Source organism: Streptomyces sp. NBC_00435 (genome assembly GCF_036014235.1).
Classification (GTDB): domain Bacteria; phylum Actinomycetota; class Actinomycetes; order Streptomycetales; family Streptomycetaceae; genus Streptomyces.
This window is the reverse complement of record NZ_CP107924.1, coordinates 581,849-604,448: the sequence shown is the minus strand read 5'-3', so window position 1 is coordinate 604,448 and position 22,600 is coordinate 581,849. Positions and strand designations below refer to the sequence as shown.

Annotated in this window: 11 protein-coding genes; 9 read left to right on the top strand and 2 right to left on the bottom strand. The window is 75.5% G+C overall.

Annotated elements, in window-relative coordinates; all coding sequences use genetic code 11:
• Positions 1 to 264: 264 nt before the first annotated feature.
• Positions 265 to 1,761, top strand: coding sequence for an NlpC/P60 family protein (locus OG389_RS02695; protein WP_328296820.1), 1,497 nt, complete (start codon positions 265 to 267; stop codon positions 1,759 to 1,761).
• A gap of 64 nt (positions 1,762 to 1,825) precedes the next feature.
• Positions 1,826 to 2,278 carry a hypothetical protein gene (locus OG389_RS02690; protein ID WP_328296819.1) on the top strand — a complete coding sequence of 151 codons (453 nt, stop codon included), beginning with the start codon at positions 1,826 to 1,828 and terminating at the stop codon, positions 2,276 to 2,278.
• Between the two features lie 65 nt (positions 2,279 to 2,343).
• On the opposite strand, the gene OG389_RS02685 is transcribed toward OG389_RS02690, so the two are convergent.
• Both OG389_RS02685 and OG389_RS02680 read right to left on the bottom strand, forming a co-directional pair.
• Positions 2,344 to 3,645, bottom strand: coding sequence for a putative Ig domain-containing protein (locus OG389_RS02685; RefSeq protein ID WP_328296818.1), 1,302 nt, complete (start codon positions 3,643 to 3,645; stop codon positions 2,344 to 2,346).
• 154 nt (positions 3,646 to 3,799) lie between these two features.
• Entirely contained in the window at positions 3,800 to 4,693 is an 894-nt protein-coding gene (locus OG389_RS02680; protein ID WP_328296817.1) for a LysR family transcriptional regulator, read from the bottom strand.
• Between the two features lie 586 nt (positions 4,694 to 5,279).
• On the opposite strand from OG389_RS02680, the gene OG389_RS02675 reads away from it, so the two are divergent.
• From OG389_RS02675 to OG389_RS02645, 7 genes are read left to right on the top strand one after another with little or no spacing between them, the layout of a single operon-like run.
• Positions 5,280 to 12,776, top strand: coding sequence for an SDR family NAD(P)-dependent oxidoreductase (locus OG389_RS02675; protein ID WP_328296816.1), 7,497 nt, complete (start codon positions 5,280 to 5,282; stop codon positions 12,774 to 12,776).
• Positions 12,769 to 17,214 (top strand): beta-ketoacyl synthase N-terminal-like domain-containing protein, encoded by a 4,446-nt coding sequence (locus OG389_RS02670; protein ID WP_328296815.1) that lies wholly within the window; start codon positions 12,769 to 12,771, stop codon positions 17,212 to 17,214. The genes OG389_RS02675 and OG389_RS02670 overlap by 8 nt, the downstream gene beginning before the upstream one ends.
• Positions 17,204 to 17,554 (top strand): acyl carrier protein, encoded by a 351-nt coding sequence (locus OG389_RS02665; RefSeq protein ID WP_328296814.1) that lies wholly within the window; start codon positions 17,204 to 17,206, stop codon positions 17,552 to 17,554. Before OG389_RS02670 ends, OG389_RS02665 begins: the two co-directional genes overlap by 11 nt.
• 7 nt (positions 17,555 to 17,561) lie before the next feature.
• Positions 17,562 to 18,404 carry an alpha/beta fold hydrolase gene (locus tag OG389_RS02660; RefSeq protein ID WP_328296813.1) on the top strand — a complete coding sequence of 281 codons (843 nt, stop codon included), beginning with the start codon at positions 17,562 to 17,564 and terminating at the stop codon, positions 18,402 to 18,404.
• A complete protein-coding gene (locus OG389_RS02655; protein ID WP_443059196.1) occupies positions 18,401 to 19,576 on the top strand; it encodes a glycosyltransferase in 1,176 nt (391 codons plus the stop codon). Before OG389_RS02660 ends, OG389_RS02655 begins: the two co-directional genes overlap by 4 nt.
• Positions 19,573 to 21,555, top strand: a complete 1,983-nt coding sequence (locus OG389_RS02650; RefSeq protein WP_328296812.1) for a class I SAM-dependent methyltransferase — start codon at positions 19,573 to 19,575, stop codon at positions 21,553 to 21,555. Before OG389_RS02655 ends, OG389_RS02650 begins: the two co-directional genes overlap by 4 nt.
• A complete protein-coding gene (locus tag OG389_RS02645) occupies positions 21,552 to 22,574 on the top strand; it encodes a galactokinase (RefSeq protein WP_328296811.1) in 1,023 nt (340 codons plus the stop codon). The genes OG389_RS02650 and OG389_RS02645 overlap by 4 nt, the downstream gene beginning before the upstream one ends.
• Positions 22,575 to 22,600: the final 26 nt, after the last annotated feature.

The window sequence follows — 22,600 nt, the reverse complement described above, 5'->3', positions numbered from 1 at the left end:
CTCGAATGCAGTCCGCACGAAGGGTCGGTGGCGGATCCGCCCGGCGGCGGTGTCCGTGCAGGTCCAGGCGGTTAGTGCCCGCGTATAGCGCACGGTTGCCGGACGCATAGCCGGGCCCGGGCACAGTGAGGGCGTCGGTCGGCCGGCGCGGGATCCGTGCCAGGACGACGTCCGCCGGATCGCGGTGGGCGGGAGGCGCGAGCGTGCCCACGGGGGGGCCGGCCGACCACGTCCCGATCGTCACCCGAGGAGGAAAGGACCGAAGTGCGCGGACTCCTGCGAAGACTGACACTGACTCTGAGACCAACACTGAGACTGAGGACAGCGGCGCTGGCGGCCGTACTGGCCGTGCTGGCCGGCACCGTGTCGCTGACGGCGGCCGCCGGGCCGGCGCACGCCGCGACGGTGTGCCAGGCACACGAACACCCGGACGACATCTCGGAGATCGCCAGGGAGACCGTCAGGGCGGCCTGCGCCGTGGCCGACGCCGGTACCTGGTACGTCTGGACCGGCGGGCACGGCTCGAAGCCGGGTCAGACCAGGGGCGCGATCGACCAGGAGGATCCCGTCCGTTCCAGGAACGATCCGTTCCGGACCGCGTTCGACTGCTCGGGCCTGGTGCGCTGGGCTCTGGCCCAGGCCTACGGCTACGACATCGCCGGTGCCCCGGGCCTGACGAACAACCTCTACGGACTCTATCCGCCGGGCTCCACGCGCTTCGGCGCGTCCTCCGGAACGGCCCCGCTCCTGCCGGGAGACATCCTCTTCTGGGGGAAGCCCGGAGCCATCCACCACGTGGCCATCTACCTCGGGCAGGGGCTGATGGTCGAAGCGCAGCAGTCCGACACCAAGATCATGGTCTCGGACTTCCGCTGGGGCTCCAAGAACGACTACGCCGGCGCCCTGCGCATGCAGTCGAAGGCCGGTCCCGGACCGGGCGGCGGAGACACCGGGCAGATCCGGCACGCCACTTGGGGCGACACCCTGAACGTCCGCGCCCAGCCGGGTACCGGTGCGGCCGTGGTGACCTCCATCGCGGGCGGCACCAGCGTCTTCATCTCCTGCCAGGCGCACGCCCAGCCGGTCACGGCGGAGGGCACCACCAATGACGCCTGGTCCTACCTTCCCGAACTGGGCGGCTGGATCACCAACATCTACCTCAGAGGGCCGGCCTGGCTGACCGACGTGCCGTCCTGCCGTGACGTCCCCGTCCCCGGTGCGGGTGGTGGCGGCAGCGGGATCGGCCACGCGACCTGGGGCGGCGCGCTCAACGTCCGGGCGCAGCCGAACACGGGCGCGGCCGTGGTCACCACGATCAACGGAGGCACCAGCGTGGTGATCTCCTGCCAGATGCACGCCCAGTCGATCAGCGCCGAGGGCGTCACCAACGACGCCTGGTCCTACCTGCCCGACCTGGGTGGCTGGATCACCAACATCTACCTCAGGGGTCCGGCCTGGATGACCGGTGTCCCCACCTGTGGGGATGCCGGAGGCTCGACCGGCAGCAGCATCGGCCACGCGACCTGGGGCGGCACCCTCAACATCCGGGCGCAGCCGAACACGGGCGCGGCCGTGGTCACCACGATCACGGGCGGCACCAGCGTGGTGATCTCCTGCCAGGCGCACGCCCAGTCGGTCACCGCCGAGGGCGTCACCAACGACGCCTGGTCCTATGTGCCGGACCTGGGTGGCTGGATCACCAACATCTACCTCAGGGGCGATGCCTGGATGGCCGGGGTACCCACGTGCGCCAGTGCCTGATCCCGCACGCCACCACCGCCCGGCGCACCCGCAGGACCACCTCTCGAACTCCGAAGGAGCCGTCATGACCTTCCACAACGCGGGCAAGAGGGCAGGGGCAGGCAGGAGGGTACGCAGGAACGCGGGCAAGGTGGCCGCGACTGCCGCCCTGGCCGTCGGACTCGTCGCCAGCGCCGTACCGGGGACGGCCTCCGCCTCCGTCACCGGGGACAACTCCCGTGCCAGGGTGTGGGGACCGGTCGAAGGCTGGCTGCCCGAGAACTCGCCCGACATCCCCTGCCCGGTGGGTGCCATCTGTCTCTACAAGGACCAGACGACCTACCGCTACTTCGTGCTTCCGCACTGCACCACCTACAAGCTCTACGACTGGAACGGGGTCGGCGGTTGGTACAGCCGCCAGACCGACGGCGCATGGGGGCAGATCCAGAACAGTGCCCACCAGCCCATCCAGTGGATGGGGCCGGAGCGGAGCGGCGACTTCAACTTCAGCCCCGCGTACTACGTGGTGCCGTGCTGACGGTCCCGTCCTGACCGCGATCCGCAGGCCCCAGCCTCTCCGCGGAGGCTGGGGCTCCGGCACTCTCAGAACCAGTTGAGGGTGAGGGGGAAGGTGGTGGTCGCGGTGGTGTTGGTGGTGGCGGTGGCGGTGATCTGGATGGTTCCGGTGGCCCAGGGTTTGCCGGTGATGCGTCCGGTGTTGGTGTCGAGGGTCAGGCCCCAGGGGAGTCCGGTGGCGGTGTAGCGGACGGGGGGCTTCGCGCCGGTGGTGGTGAGCTGGATGGTGCAGCTCTGGTTGAACTTGCAGCTCTGGGGGCCGGGGTTGACCAGCTTCAGCTCACCTGGAGTCTGGGTGGGTGTCGGCGTGGGTGTGGGTGTCGGGGTGGGAGTCGGGGTCGGGGTCGGCGTAGGAGTCGGGGTCGGGGTCGGCGTAGGAGTTCCGCCGCAGCCCGGAGTCGCCTCCGGCGGCAGGGGGACGCGCCAGATCTGGGTGTCGTTCTCCGATCCGACGAGCAGGCTGGTGCAGTCGGCGTACGTCACGGTCTCGCCCTGGGACTGGGCGGGGAGGGCGACGTCCGCGAGCTTGGTGCCCGCGGTGTCGTACACCGAGGCCGTGTTGGCGCCCAGGGGACCGCCGCTGCGCAGGGTGTACGAGGCCCCGGACGGCGAGAAGGAGCCGTCGGTGGTGAAGACCGGGCCCGGCCGCACCGCGGTGAGGGTGTTGAGCGCTCCGGGCGCCGGCGGCAGCGGCGCCTGGTACAACTGGCCCGCCGCTCCGATGAGTTTGCTGGCGATGTAGAGCCGCCCGGTGACGGGGTCGGAGAGCAGGGACTCGGCGTCGTGCTTGCCGTCGGCGTAGGCGAAGCGGAACGTCACGGGCGTCACCGTGGCGTTGGCGAGCTGATCGGGCTCGGTGAAGCCGTGCACGGTGATCTCGGCGCGGCCGCCGAAGTTGTCGCCGATGTCACCGACGAGGACGGTGGGGGCGCCCGAGGCATCCTTTCCGATCGTCAGCGCCTCCCAGTCGGTGTTGCCCACCCCGGCCACCGTGAACGTGGCCGCGAGCCGGCCGGTGGCGTTGTTGCAGTCGACGGCGAAGACCTGGTTGGTGTTTCCGCTGTCGTTGACCGCGTAGAAGACTCCGGGGTGTTTGCGGCTCATGGCGAGGCCGCTGAGTTCGGTCAGGCCCCCGGGCAGGGTGCACTTGCGCTCGGGAGCGGGCGCGGCGCCGGCCCGCAGCCCGGACGCGGCCGTGACGGGCGAGGCCATGGACGGCGAGGCGTCGGCGGCGCCGGCCATCCAGGCGGTGGCCGGAAGGATCGTGGCGAGGGCCGCGGTCGCGAGGGCGGCGACGGCCCTTGGGGGTGTGAGGCGTAGTCGGAACATGCCCACCATGTGATGGGACGTCAATTCATGACGCCAGGGTCAATCACCCTCCGTTCGAGCATCGTTCAATGCCGGGTGGGCATGTCTGCGCGGCCGCCGGGTACCTTCCGGCCGGCCCGCCCGGAGGGGGCGCGGCCGGACCGGAACACACGGGTCAGCGGGAGGGTTCACGTACGGGAGCGTTGTGCCGGGCGTGCGCGATGAAGGCGCGGGCCGCCCGGCTCAGCGGGCGCCGGGCATGCGCGATCCCCACCGGGCGCAGCAGCGGTGGAGTGAAGGAGCGGATCTCCGCCCTGCTGCCGAAGGCCCGCGCCACCACGTCCCGGTACCAGATGAGGGAGCCGCGGCCGTCGGTCACGCCCGTCACCCAGCCGAGTCGTTCGTCGACCTCCAGGCAGGGCACCGGGCGCACACCGAGGCAGCTGAACATGGCCTCCAGCTCGGTGCGCCGGCCGGTCCCGGGGCTGGGCAGCACCATCGGCAGGCCGTCGAGGGCGCGGAAGGGCAGCGGGTCGGGCAGCAGGGAGCCGGCGGGCGAGATGAGCACCACCTCGCGCTCCTGGATGTGGTGGGTGGAGAGCTCCTTGTCGACCGGCAGGTCCACGAGGGCCAACTCGGCTTTGGCTTGCATCAGTTCCTGGACCACGGCCTCGCGGCTGTCGTACTGGTGGAGTCTGACGTCGATGGTGGGGTGCCGCTCGGTGAAGGCCTGGACCAGCTCGGAGGCCAGATCGAGGGCCAGGGTGGGAGTGGTGACGAGGGTCAGGGCGGCCCGCGCGCCCTGACTGTGGGGGGTGCCGATGTCGTCTATGGCCTCCACCGCGTCGAGCACGGTACGGGCCAGCCGGACGACCCGGGCCCCTTCCGGTGTGAGGTCCACCCCCCTTCCCCGCCGGGCGAGCAGTTCGACGCCGAGGTCGCGCTCCATGGCCTGGACGGCCCGGGACAGCGCGGACTGGGCGACGAAGACCGATGCCGCCGCGCCGGTGATGGAGCGGCAGTCGGCGACGGCGACGAGGTAGCGGAGCTGGGCGAGGGTGGGGGTCATGACCGGACGGTAACCGGGCGAGGGTGTACCTGTAAGAGCTCGTCGGGTGAACAAGTGCCGGACTGCGCAAAAGCGGTCATGCCGGACCGGCGGCAACCCATACCGATGCGGCATGAGGCGCGCGTACGGCGTACGCCGGCCCCCGCGCCGGGGCGGGGCCGCCCGGGCCGCAACGCCGCAGGCCACCGCGTCGGCGGGAGTGTTCCGCCGGTGCGGACCAGGGGCGGCAAGGGCGGTCGGGGGGCGCACGGAGCACTGAGCGGAGTGCTCCGGATGACCGTTGACAGTGCGGGACAGTCACCGCACGATGCATCGCGGCGCCAGGGAACTTGACCACCGCTCAAGCCTGCTCCCCGCGGGTTTCCCGGCCGACGCACAGGTCGCACGCCTCGCATCCAGCCCTCCGCGGGAAGCCCGCCCGCCGCTGTCCCCGTCTTCCGCCTCGCAATGCGCCATGTCACACAGCACTGGAAGAGGAGCGTCCGTGTCCCCACAACCTCCACAGTCCCCGCTCCCGCGGTCCCCGCGACCTCGGCAGTCCCCGCCGCTCCCGCCGTCCCCGCCGCTCCCGCCGCTCCCGCCGTCGATGCCGGCACTGCCCATGCGGCGGCCCGGCCGGCTCGACGCCGCCGACCGCGATCTCGTCGTCGCGGTCAGCCCGTTCGGGGAGCCCAACCCGCGGATCGTCATCGCCGCCGAGCGCGCCGGATCCCTCGGCCTGCTGGACCTCGGGCGGGACGCCGGGGCCGCGCGGCGCGCCTTCGCCGAGCTCGCCCGCCGCCTCAGTGGGGGCCGCTACGGGGTGCGGGTGCCCGAGGGCTGCCCCGTCGGGCCGCAGGAGCTGCCGCCGGAGGTGGACACGGTGCTGCTCGCCGACCCCGCGTCGCACACGCCGGAGCGGGTCGCCGGCTGGGCGGCGGCCCGCGGGCGGCCGCGGGTATGGGCCGAGGTCACCGATCCGGTGCGGGCCGCGGCCGCCGCGGCCGCCGGGGTGAACGCGCTCGTCGCCAAGGGACACGAGGCCGGCGGCCGGGTGGGCGGGACCACCACCTTCGTCCTCCTCCAGCAGCTGCTCGCGGACCCCGGGATCACCCTGCCCGTCCGGGCGTACGGCGGGATCGGGCCGCACACGGCGGCCGCCGCCGTCGCGGGCGGAGCCGCCGGAGCGCTGGTCGACGTACAACTGGCCCTGACTCCCGAGGGGGAGGCCGGGCTGCCCGCCGAAGTGGCCGCGGCCGTACGGGCCATGGACGGATCCGAGACCCGGCTGGTGCGGGACCACCGGGTGTACGCGCGCCCCGACCTGAGCCCGCCCGAGGGGCCCGCTGCCGCCCTGCTCGGCGCGCGGGACCTGCGTGCGCAGCTGCTGCCGGTCGGGCAGGACGGGGCCTCGGCCGCCCGGCTGGCCGCGACCCACCGGACGACCGGCGGCGTCCTCCGGGCGATCCGGGCAGCGGTCGAGGGGCATCTGGCGGCCGTCGTACGGGCCCGGCCGCTGGCGGCAGGCCGGGAGCCGGGAGCGCCGCTCCCCGTCGCGCAGGGGCCGATGACCCGGGTCAGCGATCAGGCCGCCTTCGCCGAAGCGGTGGCCGCCGGGGGCGGGGTCCCCTATCTGGCGCTCGCGGTGATGGAGGGGCCGGAGGTGCGAAGGCTCCTCGCCGAGGCCTCCGAGCGGCTGGGGGACCGGCCGTGGGGAGTGGGGCTGCTCGGTTTCGCCCCGCCCGCACTGCGGGCCGAGCAGCTGGCGGCCGTCGCCGGGGTGCGGCCCCCGTACGCGATCATCGCGGGCGGAACCCCGGGGCAGGCGGCCCCGCTGGAGGCCGCCGGGATCCGGACCCACCTGCACGTGCCCTCACCGGGGCTGCTGGAGCGGTATCTCGCCGAGGGGGCCCGGCGGTTCGTGTTCGAGGGGCTGGAGTGCGGGGGCCACGTCGGGCCCCGCGCCTCGTTCCCGCTGTGGGAGGAGCAGATCGAGCTGCTGCTGTCGTGCCCCGAACCGGCGGCGCTGGACGTGCTGTTCGCCGGCGGCATCCACGACGAGCGCTCCGCCGCGATGGCCGTGACGGCCGCGGCGCCACTGGCCGAACGGGGCGCACGCATCGGGGTGCTCATGGGCACCGCCTACCTCTTCACCGAGGAGGCGGTGGCAGCGGGCGCTGTCCTGCCCCGGTTCCAGCGCGCGGCGGTGGAGTGCGCGGACACCGTGCTCCTGCACACCGCGCCCGGGCATGCCACACGGTGTGCGGACACCCCGTACGCCGGCACCTTCGAGGAGACCCGGCGGCGGCTCGCGGACGGCGGCGCCGAACCGCGCGAGGTGTGGGAGGAGCTGGAGCAGCTCAACCTGGGACGGCTGAGGATCGCCAGCAAGGGGCTGCGACGCGGTGCGGACGGCTCCGGGCTCGAGTCCGTGGACGAGGAACAGCAGCACGAGGAGGGGCTGTTCATGCTTGGCCAGGCCGCCGCTCTACGATCCGGCACCACCACGATCGCCGCCCTGCACGCGCAGGTCACCGAAGGGGCCACCGAGTTGCTGCGGCGGCGGGCCGGGGAGCTCGCCGCGCCCAGCGGTGACGAGCCGCCGCCCGGGCCGCTGGACGTCGCCATCGTCGGCATGGCCTGCGCCTACCCCGGCGCACCGGACCTGGCCGCCTACTGGGCCGGGATCCTGGCCGGGAACGACGCGGTGACCGAGGTGCCGGCCGAACGCTGGGACCCGGCGATCCACTTCGACCCCGACCCGGCGCGGGCCGGTGAGCGCACCCCGTCCCGCTGGGGCGGCTTCCTGGGCCCGATGCCCTTCGACGCCCTTGCCCACGGCATCCCGCCGGCCTCGCTGGCCGGGATCGAACCGGTGCAGCTGCTGGCCCTGGAGATCTCCGCGCGGGCCCTGACGGACGCCGGCTACGGCAAGGACCGCGCATTCGACCGGTCCCGGACCTCGGTGGTCTTCGGTGCGGAGGCCGGTACCGAACTGGCCGGCGCCTACGGGCTGCGCGCGCTGTACCCCGGCTACCTGGGAGAGCTCCCCCCGGAGCTGGACGGGGAACTGCCGCGGCTCACCGAGGACTCCTTCCCCGGCGTCCTTGCCAACGTCATCGCGGGCCGGGTCGCCAACCGGCTGGACCTCGGCGGAGCGAACTGCACCGTCGACGCGGCGTGCGCCTCCTCGCTGGCCGCACTGGACCTGGCCTGCCGGCAACTGCGCGACCGGGACAGCGACATGGTGCTGTGCGGCGGCGCCGACGTCCACAACGGCATCAACGACTACCTGCTCTTCTCCTCCGTCCGCGCACTGTCCCCGGGCGGCCGCTGCCGGCCCTTCGACGCGGCCGCCGACGGAATCGCTCTCGGCGAGGGGGTGGGAGCGCTCGTCCTGAAGCGGCTCGCGGACGCCGAGCGGGACGGCGACCGGGTGTACGCCGTCATCAAGGCGGTCGGAGCCTCCAGCGACGGACGCTCCCTCGGACTGACCGCGCCCCGGCCCGAAGGGCAGCGGCGGGCGCTGGAACGGGCCTACGCCCGGGCGGGCGTCAGCCCCGGCGAGGTCGGCCTGGTCGAGGCGCACGGCACCGGCACCGTGGTCGGAGACAGCACCGAACTGGCCGTGCTGAGCGACCTGTTCACCGCGGCGGGTGCCGCTCCGGGAGCCTGCGCGCTCGGCTCGGTGAAATCGCAGATCGGGCACACCAAGTGCGCGGCCGGCCTGGCCGGACTGATCAAGGCGGCCCGGGCGGTCCACGCGGGCGTACGGCCGCCGACCCTGCACCTCGACGCGCCGGTCCCCGCCTGGCGGCCGGAGACCAGCCCGTTCTCGTTCGACACCGAGGCGCGGCCGTGGGCGGCGCCCGCGGAGCGGCGGATCGCGGGAGTGAGCGCGTTCGGCTTCGGCGGGACGAACTACCACGCGGTGCTGGCCGGTTACGCCGGATCGGAGGAGCCGAGGCACGGGCTGGAGGAGTGGCCGGCCGAGCTGTTCTGCTTCCGCGGAGCGGACCGGCGGGCGGCGGGCCGGGCCATGGCGCGGCTGGCCGCCAGGCTGGAGGAGAACGACGCGGCCGGGCGCCCCTGGGCGCTGCGTGACCTCGCCGCGGAGGTCGCGGCGGACACCGGCGGGGCCGGCCCGGTCCGGGCCGCGGTCGTGGCCGGCGACCTGGACGAACTGACGGCCCGGCTGGAGCGGGCGCGGACCTTCGAGCCGGGTGCGGGGATCCACTTACGGGAGGAGTCGGCCGATCCCGGGCAGGTGGCCTTCCTCTTCCCGGGACAGGGCAGCCAACGCCCCGGCATGCTCGGCGAGTTGTTCATGGCGTTCCCCGCACTGCGCGAACTGCTGGACGCGGCGCCCGGGGCGGTGACCTCCGCGATGTTCCCTCCGGCTGCTTTCACCGCGCCGGGGCGGGCCGCACAGCGGGCCGCGGTCACCGACACCAGGGTGGCCCAGCCGGCCCTGGGGCTGGCGGGCTCGGCGGCGCACCTGCTGCTCGGATCGCTGGGCGTACGGCCGGACTGCGTGGCCGGACACTCGTACGGCGAGCTCACCGCGCTGTGGGCGGCGGGCGTGTGGGACCAGGAAAGCCTGCTGCGGCTGAGCGCGCGCCGGGCCGAGGCCATCGTGACGGCAGCCGGCGCGGACCCGGGGGCGATGGCGGCGGTGGTGGCCGCGCCGGAGCGGGTACGGGAGATCGCGGAGCGCACCGGCTGCGTGGTGGCGAACCACAACGCCCCCCGGCAGTGCGTGATCTCGGGGCCGTCCGCCGCGGTGGCCGGCGCGGTGGCCGCACTGCGGGACGCGGGCGTGTCGGCGGACCCGATCCCCGTGGCCTGTGCGTTCCACAGCGAGGTGGTGGCGGGAGCGTCCGCGGCTCTCGCCGACGAGCTGGCCGGGACGGCGCTGGCCGACGCGGCCGTCCCGGTCTGGTCCAACACGACGGCCGGCCGGTACCCGAGCACTGCCGGGGAGGTACGGGACCTCGTGGCCCGGCAGGTCGCCGAGCCGGTCCGGTTCGTCGAGCAGGTGGAGAACATGTACGCCTCCGGGGTCCGGACCTTCGTCGAAGCGGGGCCGGGCCGCGTCCTGTCCGGGCTGGTCGGCCGCATTCTGCGCGACCGGCCGCACACGGTGGTCCCACTGGACGTGCCGGGCGAGCACGGGTTGCTGCGCCTCGTCACGGCCCTGGCGGAACTGACGGCGGCGGGCGTGCCGGTGGCACCGGAGGCCCTGTTCCGCGGCCGCACCTCCCGGCTCCCCGAGCGCGCTCCCCGCCGCCCGGGCTGGCTGGTGGACGGCCACCTGGTCCGCACGTCGAACGGCACCCCGGTCCCCGGAGGCCTCCGCCCGGCCCGCCGGGTGACGGGGGCGGGATCCGTACCGGGGGCGCCGGCGGGTTCCGGGCCGGGTGCCGTACACGGTGTCCCGGCGGCGCCCGGGGCGGTGGCCGGGACCGCGGTGATGCCCGTGCCTGGTGCCGCGGCGCTGCCCGGGCCGGCCGCCTCCGGACCCGGTCGCCCAAGGGTGCCCGCGGGCCGGGACCGGGCGGCGGGTGCCGACCGGATCAACGGGCGCCGGGGCCACACCGTGGACGGCCCGAGGGCCGCAGGAAGCATGCCGTTCGCCGCAGCGCAGGACATGGGAGGACACCAGATGATCCAGACCTCGAGTGCTGAGCCGGCCGGCCCGGCCCCCGGGCCCGTGAACGGCCACCGGGCCCCGTTCCCGGCCGCCGGACCGCCCGTGGGGGGCAACCGGCCCGGGGCCGCGGACCCCCGTGGGGCGGCGGTCCTGGAGTACCTGCGCGGCTCGCGCGAACTGGTCCAGGCGCAGCGCGACGTCCTGCTGGGCTACTTGGGCTCGTCGGCGCCGGTCACGGCACGGCCGTGGGCCGAGGGGGACCCGGCCGCCGCGCGGGCCCGGACCGGCGCCGAGCCGGTCGCGCTGTGGTCCCGGGCCGCCGCGGATCCGGGCCCGGCCCTGGAGACGATGGTTCCGGATCCCGGCGCCGTACCGGGCCCGTGGCCGGACCCCGCAGCCACGGGCCCGGCCGCGGTGCCGGGTCCGCCGGGCATCCCCGAAGGTACGTGGGCGGCGGCCTACGGCGGGGTTGCGGCGGGTGCTGGTCCCGGGGCCGGGGGATCCGGGTCGTGGCCGGCGGGTGACGGTGAGGGTGGCGCGGACGCGCACGGCGGCGGGACGGCCGGCCGCGGGTCGGCCGGGGAGGACCGGGACGGGGGCGGTGGTGCGGGGGCGTCACCGCCCGGTGCGTCCGTCCGGTCGCCCGAGGAGGTGATGGACGTGATCGTGGAGATCGTCCACACCCGGACCGGATACCCGCGGGACATGCTCGACCCGGAGCTCGACCTGGAGGCGGACCTGTCCGTCGACTCCATCAAACGGGTCGAGATCATCGGAGCCCTGGCCGACCGGATCGGCCTTCCCCAGGATCCGGGCGGATCCGCCGAGTCCGCCGTGGAGGAACTCTCCCGGATCAAGACCCTGCGCGGCATCGTCGACTGGGTCACCGCCCACACCGCCGGGCCCGCCCACACCGCCGTGCCCGCGGCGACCTCCTCCGCGGACCCGGACCCGGACCCGGTGGCGGTCGCACCCGCACTCAGCCGGCTGCGCGTCGAGGAGCTGCCCCTGCCGGCGCCCTCCGGGGACCCGGAGGTCCTGCGCGGGCTGCGGATCGGGGTCGTCGGGGACGGACTGGGCGTTGCGCCCGCCCTCACCGCGGCCCTGCGGGCCCGGGGGGCCGAGGTAGGGCAACTCGTCGAGGCCGAAGCCGGGTTCGACGCGGTCCTCGACCTGTCCGCCCTGCGGCCCGGCGCGGAGCCCGTCCTGCCCGGGGCGTTTCCCGGTTTGCAGCGGGCCCTGACCGGCGGTGTGCACCGGCTCCTCCTGGTCACCTCGCACGGAACCCCCGGAGCCGGCCTGCACGGCTTCGCCCGCAGTGCTGCCCTGGAATTCCCCGGCAGGCTGATCCGCGCGGTGGACGTCCACCCCAAGGAGGACCCCGAACGGATCGCGGAGCAACTCCTCGCCGAGCTGAGCTGCGGGCTCCCCGTGGTCCCCTTGCTCCCCGTGCCCCCCGAGCCGCACGCGGCCGCCGCCCCCGCCGAGGACCCGGCCGGCCCCGCCTCCGTCGGCTACACCGCCGAGGGAGTAAGGGTCACCCGCCGGCCCGTACCCGCACCGCTCGCGCCCACGGACGGCCCGCCGCCCCTCGGCGCGGACTCCGTCGTCCTGCTCACGGGCGGAGCCCGCGGGATCACCGCGCGGACCGCCGTGGCGCTGGCCCGGGCCACCGGATGCCACGTCGAGCTGGTCGGACGTACACCGCGACCCCCCACCGGGCCGGACGGGTTCGGGCACGCCACCGACCGCGTCGCCCTGCGCGCCGCCCTGATCGCGACCGGCCTGCGCACCCCGGCGGAGATCGAGGCCGCGGCCTCGCGGATCCTCGCCGCACGCGAGGTGCGCGCCACCCTGACGGACCTCGGCGCGGTGGCCGCGTCCGTCCGCTACCACTGCGCGGACGTCACCGACGAGCAGGCGGTACGGGCCGTCGTGGCCGGAGTACGGGAGCGGCACGGCAGGCTGGACGGCATCGTGCACGGCGCCGGGACCCTGAACGACGGGCTGCTCCGCGACAAGCGGCCGGAGGCCTTCACCGAGGTGTTCACCACCAAGGTGACGGGCGCCCGGAACCTCGCCGCCGCCGCGGCCGAGCACGGTACGGCGCCCGCACCCCGGTTCCTCGCCCTCTTCGGGAGCGTGGCGGGGGTGTACGGAAACCGGGGCCAGAGCGACTACTCGGCCGCCAACGACGCCCTCGACGGCCTCGCCCACGGCTGGGCGGCGTCCTTCCCGGGCCGCGTGCTGTCCGTGGACTGGGGCCCCTGGGCCCCGGAGGCGGGCGGAATGGTCAGCCCCGAACTGGCCCGTGCCTACGCCCGGCGCGGCATACCGCTCATCGAGCCCGAGGCGGGCACCGCCGCCTTCCTCGCCGAACTCGCGCACGGGACCGACGTACAGGTGGTCCTGATGGCCGAGGACCGCGGGGAGCGTGAGGGACGTGGCTGAGCCGCGGCGGCGACCGCGCGGGCGCGGCCCGCGCCCCACCGACGCGGCGATCGTCGGGATGGGGGCGGTGTTCCCGGGCGCCGCGGACCTGGCCACCTACCGGCGCAACCTCCTCGCCGGAACGGACTGCATCGGCGAAGTCCCGCCCGGACGCTGGGATCCCGAGGTGTACTACGACCCGGCCGGCGCCGGTGGACCGGCCGCCGGCGACCGCTTCTACTGCCGGCGGGGCGGTTTCGTGGACGGCCTCGCCGCCTTCGATCCGACCCGGTTCGGCATCATGCCGGCCGCGGTGGAGGGGGCCGAACCGGACCAGATGCTCGCCCTGCACGCGACCGCCGAGGCGGTCGCCGACGCGGGCGGCGACAGGCGCCTCCCGGCCGACCGCTCCCGGATCGGGGTGGTGCTGGGACGCGGCGGATTCATGGGAGTGGCCACCGCGCGACTCGACCAGCGCGTGCGCACCGCGCACCAGTTGGCGCAGACGCTGCGGGAACTCGCGCCCGAGCTGGGCGAGCGGCGGATCGCGGCGGTGCGCACGGCCTTCCAGGACGCCCTGGGTCCGGAGCGGCCGGACGCGTCGATCGGGCTCGTACCGAGCTTCACGGCCGCCCGGACCGCGAACCGGCTGGACTTCCGCGGCCCCGCGTACACCCTGGACGCGGCCTGCGCCTCCTCACTGCTGGCGGTGGACCAGGCGGTGGGCCTGCTGGCCGGCGGGCGCTGCGACGCCGTGGTCGCCGGGGCCGTGCACCACTGCCACATCGCCACCCTGTGGAGCGTGTTCACGCAGCTGCGGGCCCTGAGCCCGAGCGAGCGCATCCGGCCCTTCGACCGGCGGGCCGACGGAACCCTGCTCTCCGAGGGCACCGGGGTGGTGCTGCTGAAGCGGCTGGCCGACGCGGAGCGCGACGGCGACCGGATCTACGCGGTGATCCGCGGCACGGGCGTGGCCGGGGACGGCCGGGCGGCGAGCCTGATGAGCCCGCTCGTAGCGGGCCAGGTGCGGGCCCTGGAAAGGGCCTGGCGGGAGGCGGGCCTGGATCCGCGGGCCCCCGGGGCGCTGGGCCTGCTGGAGGCGCACGGCACCGGGACCCCGGTGGGGGACACCGCCGAACTGGACACGCTGGCCCAGGTGTTCGGCGCACCGCTGGAAGGCGGGGGCGACATCGGCTTCGGCTCGGTGAAATCGATGCTCGGGCACACCATGCAGGCCTCCGGGATGGCCGGGCTGATCAAGGCGGCGCTCGCGGTGCACGAGGGGGTGCTGCCGCCGACGCTCCACCTGGAGGAGCCGCACCCGGAGCTGTCGAGAACGCGGATGCGGCCGGTGACGACGGCCCAGCCTTGGGAACGCGGCCCGGCGCCGCGCCGCGCCGGGGTGAACGCCTTCGGCTTCGGCGGCATCAACGCGCACGTCGTGCTGGAAGAGGCCCCCGGTGCCGTCCGGCGGGCCGTGCCCGTACGGCGGTTCCTCCCGCTCGGCGGTCCGGCCGTGCCGGTCGGGGCGCCCGCGCGGGAGGAGGTGCTCCTGATGGGGGCGACCGGTGCGGCCGAGCTGTCGGCCCGGCTGGCGAGCGGTTCCCCGGTGTCCGGCGGGGACGGGCCGTGCCGGCTGGCCGTGGTCGGCCCCACGCCCCAGCGGCTGGCGCTGGCCGCGAAGGTGGTGGCGCGCGGCCGGGCCTGGCGGGGGCGCGGGGAGGTGTGGTTCGCGCCGGAGCCGCTGGGCGGCCGGCTGGCATTCCTCTTCCCGGGGCTGGAGCCGGAGTTCACCCCGGCCCTGGACGACGTGGCGGACCGGCTCGGGCTGGACCGGCCGCGGCTGAGCCGGGGCGAGGAGCTGATGGAACGGGCCCTGGACGCGATCGCGACGGGCCGCTTCTTCGCCCGGGTCCTGCCCGAACTGGGCATCGAGGCCGATGTGTTGGCCGGCCACAGCCTGGGGGAGTGGGCGGCGATGGTCGCCGCCGGAATGTATCCGCAGGACGCGGCCGACACCTTCCTGGACTCGCTGCGGCCGGGGTCGCTCAAGGTCCCGGATCTGGTCTACGCGGCGCTGGGCTGCGGGACCCGGCGGGCGGAGGCGGCGCTCCACGGCCTGGACGGGGTGGTGGTCAGCCACGACAACTGCCCGCACCAGTCGGTGATATGCGGCGAACCGGAGCAAGTGGCGGCTGTGCTGGCACGGTTGAAGGCCGATGGTGTGATCGGGCAGGAACTGCCCTTCCGCTCCGGCTTCCACACCCCGATGTGGGAGCCCTACCTCGGACAGGTCCGTGCCGCCTTCGGCCGGCTGCCGCTGCGGCCGGGCACCCTTCCGCTCTGGTCGGCGACCACCTGCGCGCCGTTCCCCCGGGCGCCCGAGGACGTGCGCGAGCTGGTGGTCCGCCACCTCCTGGAGCCGGTCCGGTTCCGCGAGCTGGTGCTCGGGCTCTACGAGGACGCGGGCGTCCGCGGCTTCGTCACGCTGGGTCCGGGAAGCCTGCCGGGCTTCGTCGAGGACACCCTGCGCGGGCGCCCCCACCTCTCGGTGTCGGCTTCCTCCCCCCGGCTCACGGGCCTTGCCGCCCTCCGGCGCACCTGCGCCGCCCTGTGGACCGAGGGGCACGCCCCGCGCTGGGACCGCCTGAGGGCCGCGCTCGCCACTCCGGCCGTACCAGCTGCGCCGTCCGTACCGGCTGCGCCGCCTGCGCCGCCTGTCCGAGGGCGGTCCGTGCACCTGGACCTCGGGTCGCCGCTGGTCCGTCTGGGCGAGGCGGCACGCACGGCCCTGGGCGGCCTCCGGCCCCCGGCAGACACGAGGGTTCCGGCAGTCCCAGCCAACCCAACCGCCCCGGTGGCCGCGGGACCCCGGCCCGTCCTGCTCTCGGCCCTGGACGCGGAAACCGAGCAGACCCTGCGGCTCTCGCTGGATGCGCAGCCCTACGTACGGGACCACTGCGTCTACCTGCAGCCCGACGGCTGGCCGGAGGCCTCCGACCGGTTCCCCGTCGTACCCATGACCACGATGCTGGAGCTGGCGGCCGGGGCTGCGCTGCGGCACGCCCCGCCGGGCCTCGCCGTGATCGGCCACGAGCGGGTACGGGCCCTGCGCTGGCTCCCCGTCGAACCGGCCCTCGACGTGGCGGTCACCGTCCGCGGCGACGGACCCGGCCGCATGCGCGTCACCCTTGGGGAGTACGCCGACGTGGTCGTGCTCCTCGGGGAGCGCTACTCTCCGCTACCCGGGCCCGATCCCACGCCGCTGCGCGACCCGCGGCCGGCCCCGGTCAGTGCCGAGGCCCTCTACCGGGACCGGTGGATGTTCCACGGCCCCCGCTTCGCGGGCGTGCACGAGGTGCTGGACGTCGGCTCCGACGGCATCCGCGGGGTGCTGCGCGCGCTGCCCGACCCGGGTGCGCTGCTCGATGCCGCGGGACAGCTCTTCGGGCACTGGATGCAGCTGCGGCTCCCGGTCGACCGGCTGGTGTTCCCGGCCACCGTGGACCGGATCAGGTTCTCCGGGCCCCCGCCCGCCGCCCACGAGCTGGTGACCGCCACCGCCCGGATCCGGGAGGTGCGCGATGCCACCGTGCGCGGTGACATCGAGCTCTGCCGGGCCGACGGGCGGGTGTGGGCCCTGATCGACGGCTGGACGTACCGCCGGTTCGGCGCCGACGAACGGGTCTGGCCGATGAAGTTCACCCCGGAGGTGTGCGGCATCGGTGAACCCCGGCCCGAGGGGTGGTGCCTGGCCCGGCGCCGCTGGAGCGACCCCGCCTCCCAGGAGCTCGTCATGCGCCGCTACCTCGGCGCCGCCGAGCGCACGGCGTACGAGCGGCTGGCGCCGCGCGCCCGGGCGCCCTGGCTGCTGGGCCGGATCGCCGCCAAGGACGCACTGCGGCAACTGCTGTGGGACGGCGGAGCCGGACCGGTCTTCCCGGTGGAGGTGCCGGTCGGCAACGACAAGGCGGGCCGGCCCCACGCCGGGGGAGCCCTGGCCGCGGGAGTCCGGCTGACGATCTCCCACAAGGACCGGATCGCGGTCGCCCTCGCCCACCGCACCCACCCGGTCGGCATCGACGTGGAGCCGGTCACCACCGACCCGGACGCCCTGATCCGCATCGCGCTGGCACCGGGCGAACTCGCCCTCGCCGAGCGGCTGGCGGCCCACGAGGGCACTGGCCTGCAGGCCGCCCTCACGGCGCTGTGGTGCGCCAAGGAGGCGGCGGCCAAGGCGGCCGGAACCGGACTCGGCGGCCGGCCCCGCGACTGGCGGGCGGCCGGAGACCCCGGATCCGGCCGACTGAGGGTGCTGTCCCCGGACGGGCACCCGTACCCGGTCCGCACCACCCCGCTCGCGGAGGCGGCGCCCGTGCACATCGTCGCCTGGACCGACGGTCCCGCGACTCCGTCCCCCGTCCCCTTCCACCTCACGGAGACCAGTCATGGCAGCTGACATCCTCGCCGAGATCACCGGCATGCTCGTGGAGATCGTCGGTGACGAGTACCTCCTCGCGGACGAGGTCACGATGAAGACGACGTTCAACGAGGACCTCGCCCTGGAGAGCATCGAGTTCGTCGCGCTCGCCGAACTGCTCCACCACCGCTACGGCGCGGACGTGGACCTGATGGCCTTCCTGTCCGAGAAGGACATGGACGCGATCCTCGCCATGTCCGTCGGTGAACTCGTCACGCACATCGGGCGGATCACCCATGCCTCCCTCGCCCGGGTGCCGGCGGCCGGCGCCACCGCACCCCTCACCGCACCCGCTCCCGCACCCGCCTCGAAGGGCTGATCCCGCCATGGCCTTCGTCTCCGCGGGTTCCGTCCGCTTCCATGTCCAGCAGCTCCCGGCCGCCGGGGTGGCGGCCGCACCCGACCGTCCGGAACGCCCCGTGGTGGTGTTCCTGCACGGACTGGTCGTCGACAACCTGTCCTCCTTCTACTGCCCCCTGGCCGTCCCCGCGGCCCGGGCCGGACACGAGGTCGTCCTGTACGACCTCCGCGGTCACGGCCGCACCGAACGGCCGGCCACGGGCTACGACAGCCGCACCGCCGTACGGGACCTCTTCGCACTGCTCGGCGCGCTCGGCCGCGGGCAACGCCCGGTGCACCTGGTCGGCAACAGCTACGGCGGCACCCTCGCCCTGCACGCCGCCCTCGCCCGCCCCGACCTCGTCAGCGGGCTCACCCTGCTCGAACCCCCGCTCAGCGGGGCCTGGGTGGAGAACATGGTGGACACCCTCTCGGCGGCCGCCCTCAGCCTGGAGGACAGCCCGGTCCCCTCCGAACTGCTCACCCTGCGCCTGCGCAAGGCGGCCGGCCTCACCGCGACCGCCGACGAACTGCTCAACCGCACCACTCTGATCGAGGACATCGCGACGAGCCGCACCTTCACCCCCGCCGACTACGCCGGCCTGCGCTGCCCGGTCCTCATCGTCTGCGGGGAACACTCCGAACTGGTTCCGGGCGCCCGGGAGCTGGCCCGTCACGCCCCGCACGTCACCGCCGTCGAGATCCTGCCGGGCCTGGGGCACGACGTGCTGAAGGAGAACAGCGGAGCCCTGCGGGCGGCCGTACTCGGCCACCTCGACGCGACCGCCGCGGCGGCGGCGCGGCCGCGGACGGGGGTGCTGGTCCCGTGAAGGTGCTCTTCACCGTGCCGCCGCTGGCGGGCCACGTCAATCCGACGGTGGCCGTCGGGTGCGAACTGGCCGGCCGGGGCCACGAGGTCGCCTGGACCGGCCCGCCCGGGGCGCTCTCCCGGTTGCTGCCCGAACACGCCCGGATCCTGCCCGCCGGAGAGGAGGAGGGCGGCGGGTACGCGGCCCTGCACGCCCGCTGGCGCGATCTGCGCGGTGTCGGGGCGCTGCGGTTCCTGTGGGAGGAGGCCCTGGTGCCGCTGGCCAGGTCGATGGTGCCGGGCGTCACGCGAGCGGTCCACGCCTTCGGACCGGACGTGCTGGTCGCCGACCAGCAGGCGCTGGCCGGTCCCGTGGTCGCACGCGAGCTCGGGGTGCCGTGGGTCACCTCCGCGAGCACCTCGGCCGAACTCACCCGTCCCTTCGCGGACTTCCCGAAGGTCGGGGAGTGGGTGGCCGCGCAGATCGGGCGACTGCTCGCGGACTGCGGTGCCGGCGGGGACGCGGGCGGACCCGACTGGGACCCGCTCTTCTCGGACCGGCTGGTGCTGGTGTTCTCCAGCCGTGAACTCGTGGGCGGTGAGGAGGACTTCCCGCCGCACTACGCCTTTGTCGGCCCGGCCTTCGGAGCCCGCCCGCCCGCGCCCGGATTCCCCTGGGAGCGGCTGGATCCGGAGCGGCGCCGGGTGCTCGTCTCGCTGGGCACCCTCAACCAGGAGGCCGGCGGCCGGTTCTACCGCGCAGTGCTGGGGGCTGCCGAACGACTCGCAGACGAAGCCCAGTTGGTGATGGTTGCCCCGGCCTCGCTGGTCGGGGCGGTCCCCCGGAACGTACTGCTGCGCGACAGCGTGCCGCAGCTGGAGCTGCTCGGCCATCTGGACGCGGTGGTCTGCCACGGCGGCCACAACACCGTCTGCGAGGCCCTCGCACACGGGCTGCCGCTGGTGGTCGCGCCGATCCGTGACGACCAGCCGATCGTCGCGGGCCAGGTCGTCGGAGCCGGGGCCGGGGTGCGGGTGCGGTTCGGCAGGACCCGGGCCGAGGAACTGCGCGACGCGCTGACTGCCGTGCTGGACGACCCCGTCCACCGCCGGGGTGCCCGGCGGATCCAGGCCTCATTCGCCGCGGCGGGCGGCGCCGCCGCCGCGGCCGACAGGTTGGAGAAACTCCTGTGACCCCTTCCCCGCTCCGTCCCCTCCTTCCGTCCCGCTCCCCGCTTCCCCCCGGCTCTTCCGCTGCGTCCCGGGGCCGGTGGATCTCCGTACTGCTGCTGGCCGCGCTCGGCGCCGGGACCGTGCGCGCCGCCCGCCGGCTGCGGGCGATCCCGGTACTGCCCGTGACCGCGCCCATGGCCGGTCCGGGAGCCGCCGGGGTGCCGCGGGCCGCGGGGTGGCGGCTGCTCACCGCGCGCGGGGTCGAGCCCGACGCCGCCACCTTCCTCGCCGCCTGCGCGCACGCCGACCGGGAGGGCCTGCGGGTACTGGACCTGCTGCCGGGCGATCTGCCCGCCGAGCGGGCGCTGGGCCTGCTACGGCTGGTGGATCCGGCCGGCTACCGGCAGGACCGGCTCGGGGAGGGGCGCGGGGCGGGCTTCGCGGTGCTCGTCTCCGAGTCGGTGCTCGCGCGGGCCGGGGTGGACCCGGCCGGGCTGTGCCCCACCCCCGCGGAACTCCTGGCGCTGACCCGCCGGTTGAAGGAGTACGCCTCCGATGCCACGGGACTGGTCATCGCACCGGCCCTGAGCTGTGGACCGGCGGCCGAAGCGGATGGCGCGACGCGGGCCGGTGAACTCCGGGCCCAGGGGCTGCCGCCAGGCGCACTGGCAGTGGCGCAACTCGCCGGGCTGGCGCTGCTGGCGGGTGCCGTCGTACGCCAGGGCCGGTGGGGGGCCGCCGCGGCCGGGCTGTACTGGATCCAGCCGTACCTCGCCCTCCGCCTGCCCGGCACACCGCTGCACCCCGGCGATCTGGCCGCGGCCACGGCCGCCCGGCCGGTGCGCTCCCTGCGGGCCGCCCTGCGTACGGCCGCCGCGACGGCCCGCACCCGCGGCACCCCGGACGCCGGCGGCGCCGGGGCCGCGAACCTCCGGGACGCGGCGGGGGATTCGGCCACCAGGGACGGGGCCGCACGGGCCGCGGCCTACCGCGCGGACCTGGCCGCGGGCACCGACCGGTTCTTCGAACCGCGCCGCCCGGACTGCCCCTGGTGCGGATCCCGGCAGCTGTCCGTCCGGGTGCGGGTGCCCGATCTGCTCCAGGGCAAGCCGGGCCGGTTCACCCTGGAACGCTGCGGGGACTGCGGGCACGTCTTCCAGAACCCCCGACTCTCCCCGGAAGGGCTGGAGTTCTACTACCGCGACTTCTACGACGGCCGCGGCGGCGAGGGTGCGGCCACGGTGTTCGGGCGGCTCGGAGCCGCCTACCGCGGCCGCGCCGAGATGCTCCGCCCCCATACCGGGCCGGCGTCCTGGCTCGACGTCGGTACCGGGCACGGCCACTTCTGCAACGCGGCACGCGCCGTCTGGCCGGATACCCGGTTCGACGGCCTGGACATGGGCGAGGGCGTCCGCGAGGCGGAGCGGCGCGGCTGGGTGGAGACGGGGCACCAGGGCCAGTTCCCGGAGTTCGCGGTGAAACTGGCGGGCCAGTACGAGGTGGTCAGCATGTACCACTACCTGGAGCACACCCGGGACCCGTTCGCGGAACTGGACGCGGCGGCCGCGGTCCTCGCTTCCGGCGGGTACCTGACCATCGAGCTCCCCGATCCGCGATCGCGGATGGCGGGGCTGCTCGGCCCGGCCTGGCTGCCCTGGTTCCAGCCGCAGCACCAGCACCTGATCCCGGCCGCGAACCTGCGCGCGGCGCTGGCGGACCGGGGGTTCACCGTGCTCGCCGAGGAGCACGGACGGGCCCACCAGGGCAACGACTTCTTCGGCGCGGTGGCGCTGACCGCGACACGGCTGGCCCCGGACCCGGACCGGCCGTGGGCCGACCCGGCCACGCAGGGACGGCGCGCCCTCGCCCATGCCGTACGGGCGGCGGCGCTGCCGTGCTTCGCCGCCGCGGCGGTGCTCGACGGGATCCGCACGGCCGTGGTCCGGCGCACGGACGGCGGCAACGCCTACCGGATCCTGGCCCGCAAGGACCAGGCGTGACGGGCACGGGGCCCCCGGCCCCGGCTGTCCCCGAGGGGCGCGCCGTCCCCGCTGTCCCCGCGGCGCCCGGCGTCCCCGCCGGAGGCGACCTCGCCCGCCGGGCCACGGCCGACCCGCTCTTCCGGCTCGTCGCCTACGCCCTGGAATCCGCGCACGGCCGGCCCCCGACGGCCGTCTGGAGCGCCCCGTACACCTTCCGGTTGGGCTCCCCGGGGCTCGTCGCGGCGGCGGGCTGGCCGGTCGCCGCCGCCGCGGCTCCGCGCACCGACGGGCTGGTCCGGCTCAGCTCGCTCGGCCACCCCGCGGACAGCTGTGATCTCCCACTGACCCTGTCCGGGCCGCCGCCCGCCGCCCCGGCCTGGGCCGTCCGGCCCTACGCCCTGCTGCGCGCGCTGGCCCGGGCCGGGTACGGCCGCGGCGGCACCGACCTGCACGTCCAGGGCTCCCTCACGGCGGCCGCCGGGCTGGCCACGGAGGAGGCCGCCGACTGCGCGGTGGCGCTGGCGGTGGCCGACGTACACACACCGGCCGGCGAGGACCCGGACCGCGCCACCCTGGCCCGGCTGATGGCCGGTGCGCTGCCGGACGGTGACGACGCGCTGCGCCGGGGGGCACTGTTCGCCCGGCCCGGCCGGGCCCTCCTGCTGGGCCGCGCCCCGCGCCCCGGGGAGCCCCGGCGTCACCGGCAGCGGTACGTCGTCTTCGACCCGGCCGACTCGGGGGACCGCCTGGTGCTGCTGGCCGTGCGCCCGGGCAGCGGGGCCGAGGGCGGGGCCGCGGACCTGGCCCGGGCCGTGGCCGCGGATCTGGTCCGGGCCGTGGCGTGCGCCCGCCGGGCCGGGGCCCTGAGCGCGTGGCCGCCCGGGCGGGACCCGGGGCGCAGCGTGCTGATGCTGCTGCCCGGTCCGCGACTGACGGCGGTGCGGGCGGCGGTCGCTGAGGACTTCCGCGACCGGGGGCGCCCCGTACCCCGGTTCCTGAACATCGCCGTGGCCGGTGCGGCACGGCGCGAGGAATGACACCACCCACCAACGAGGAGGAACCA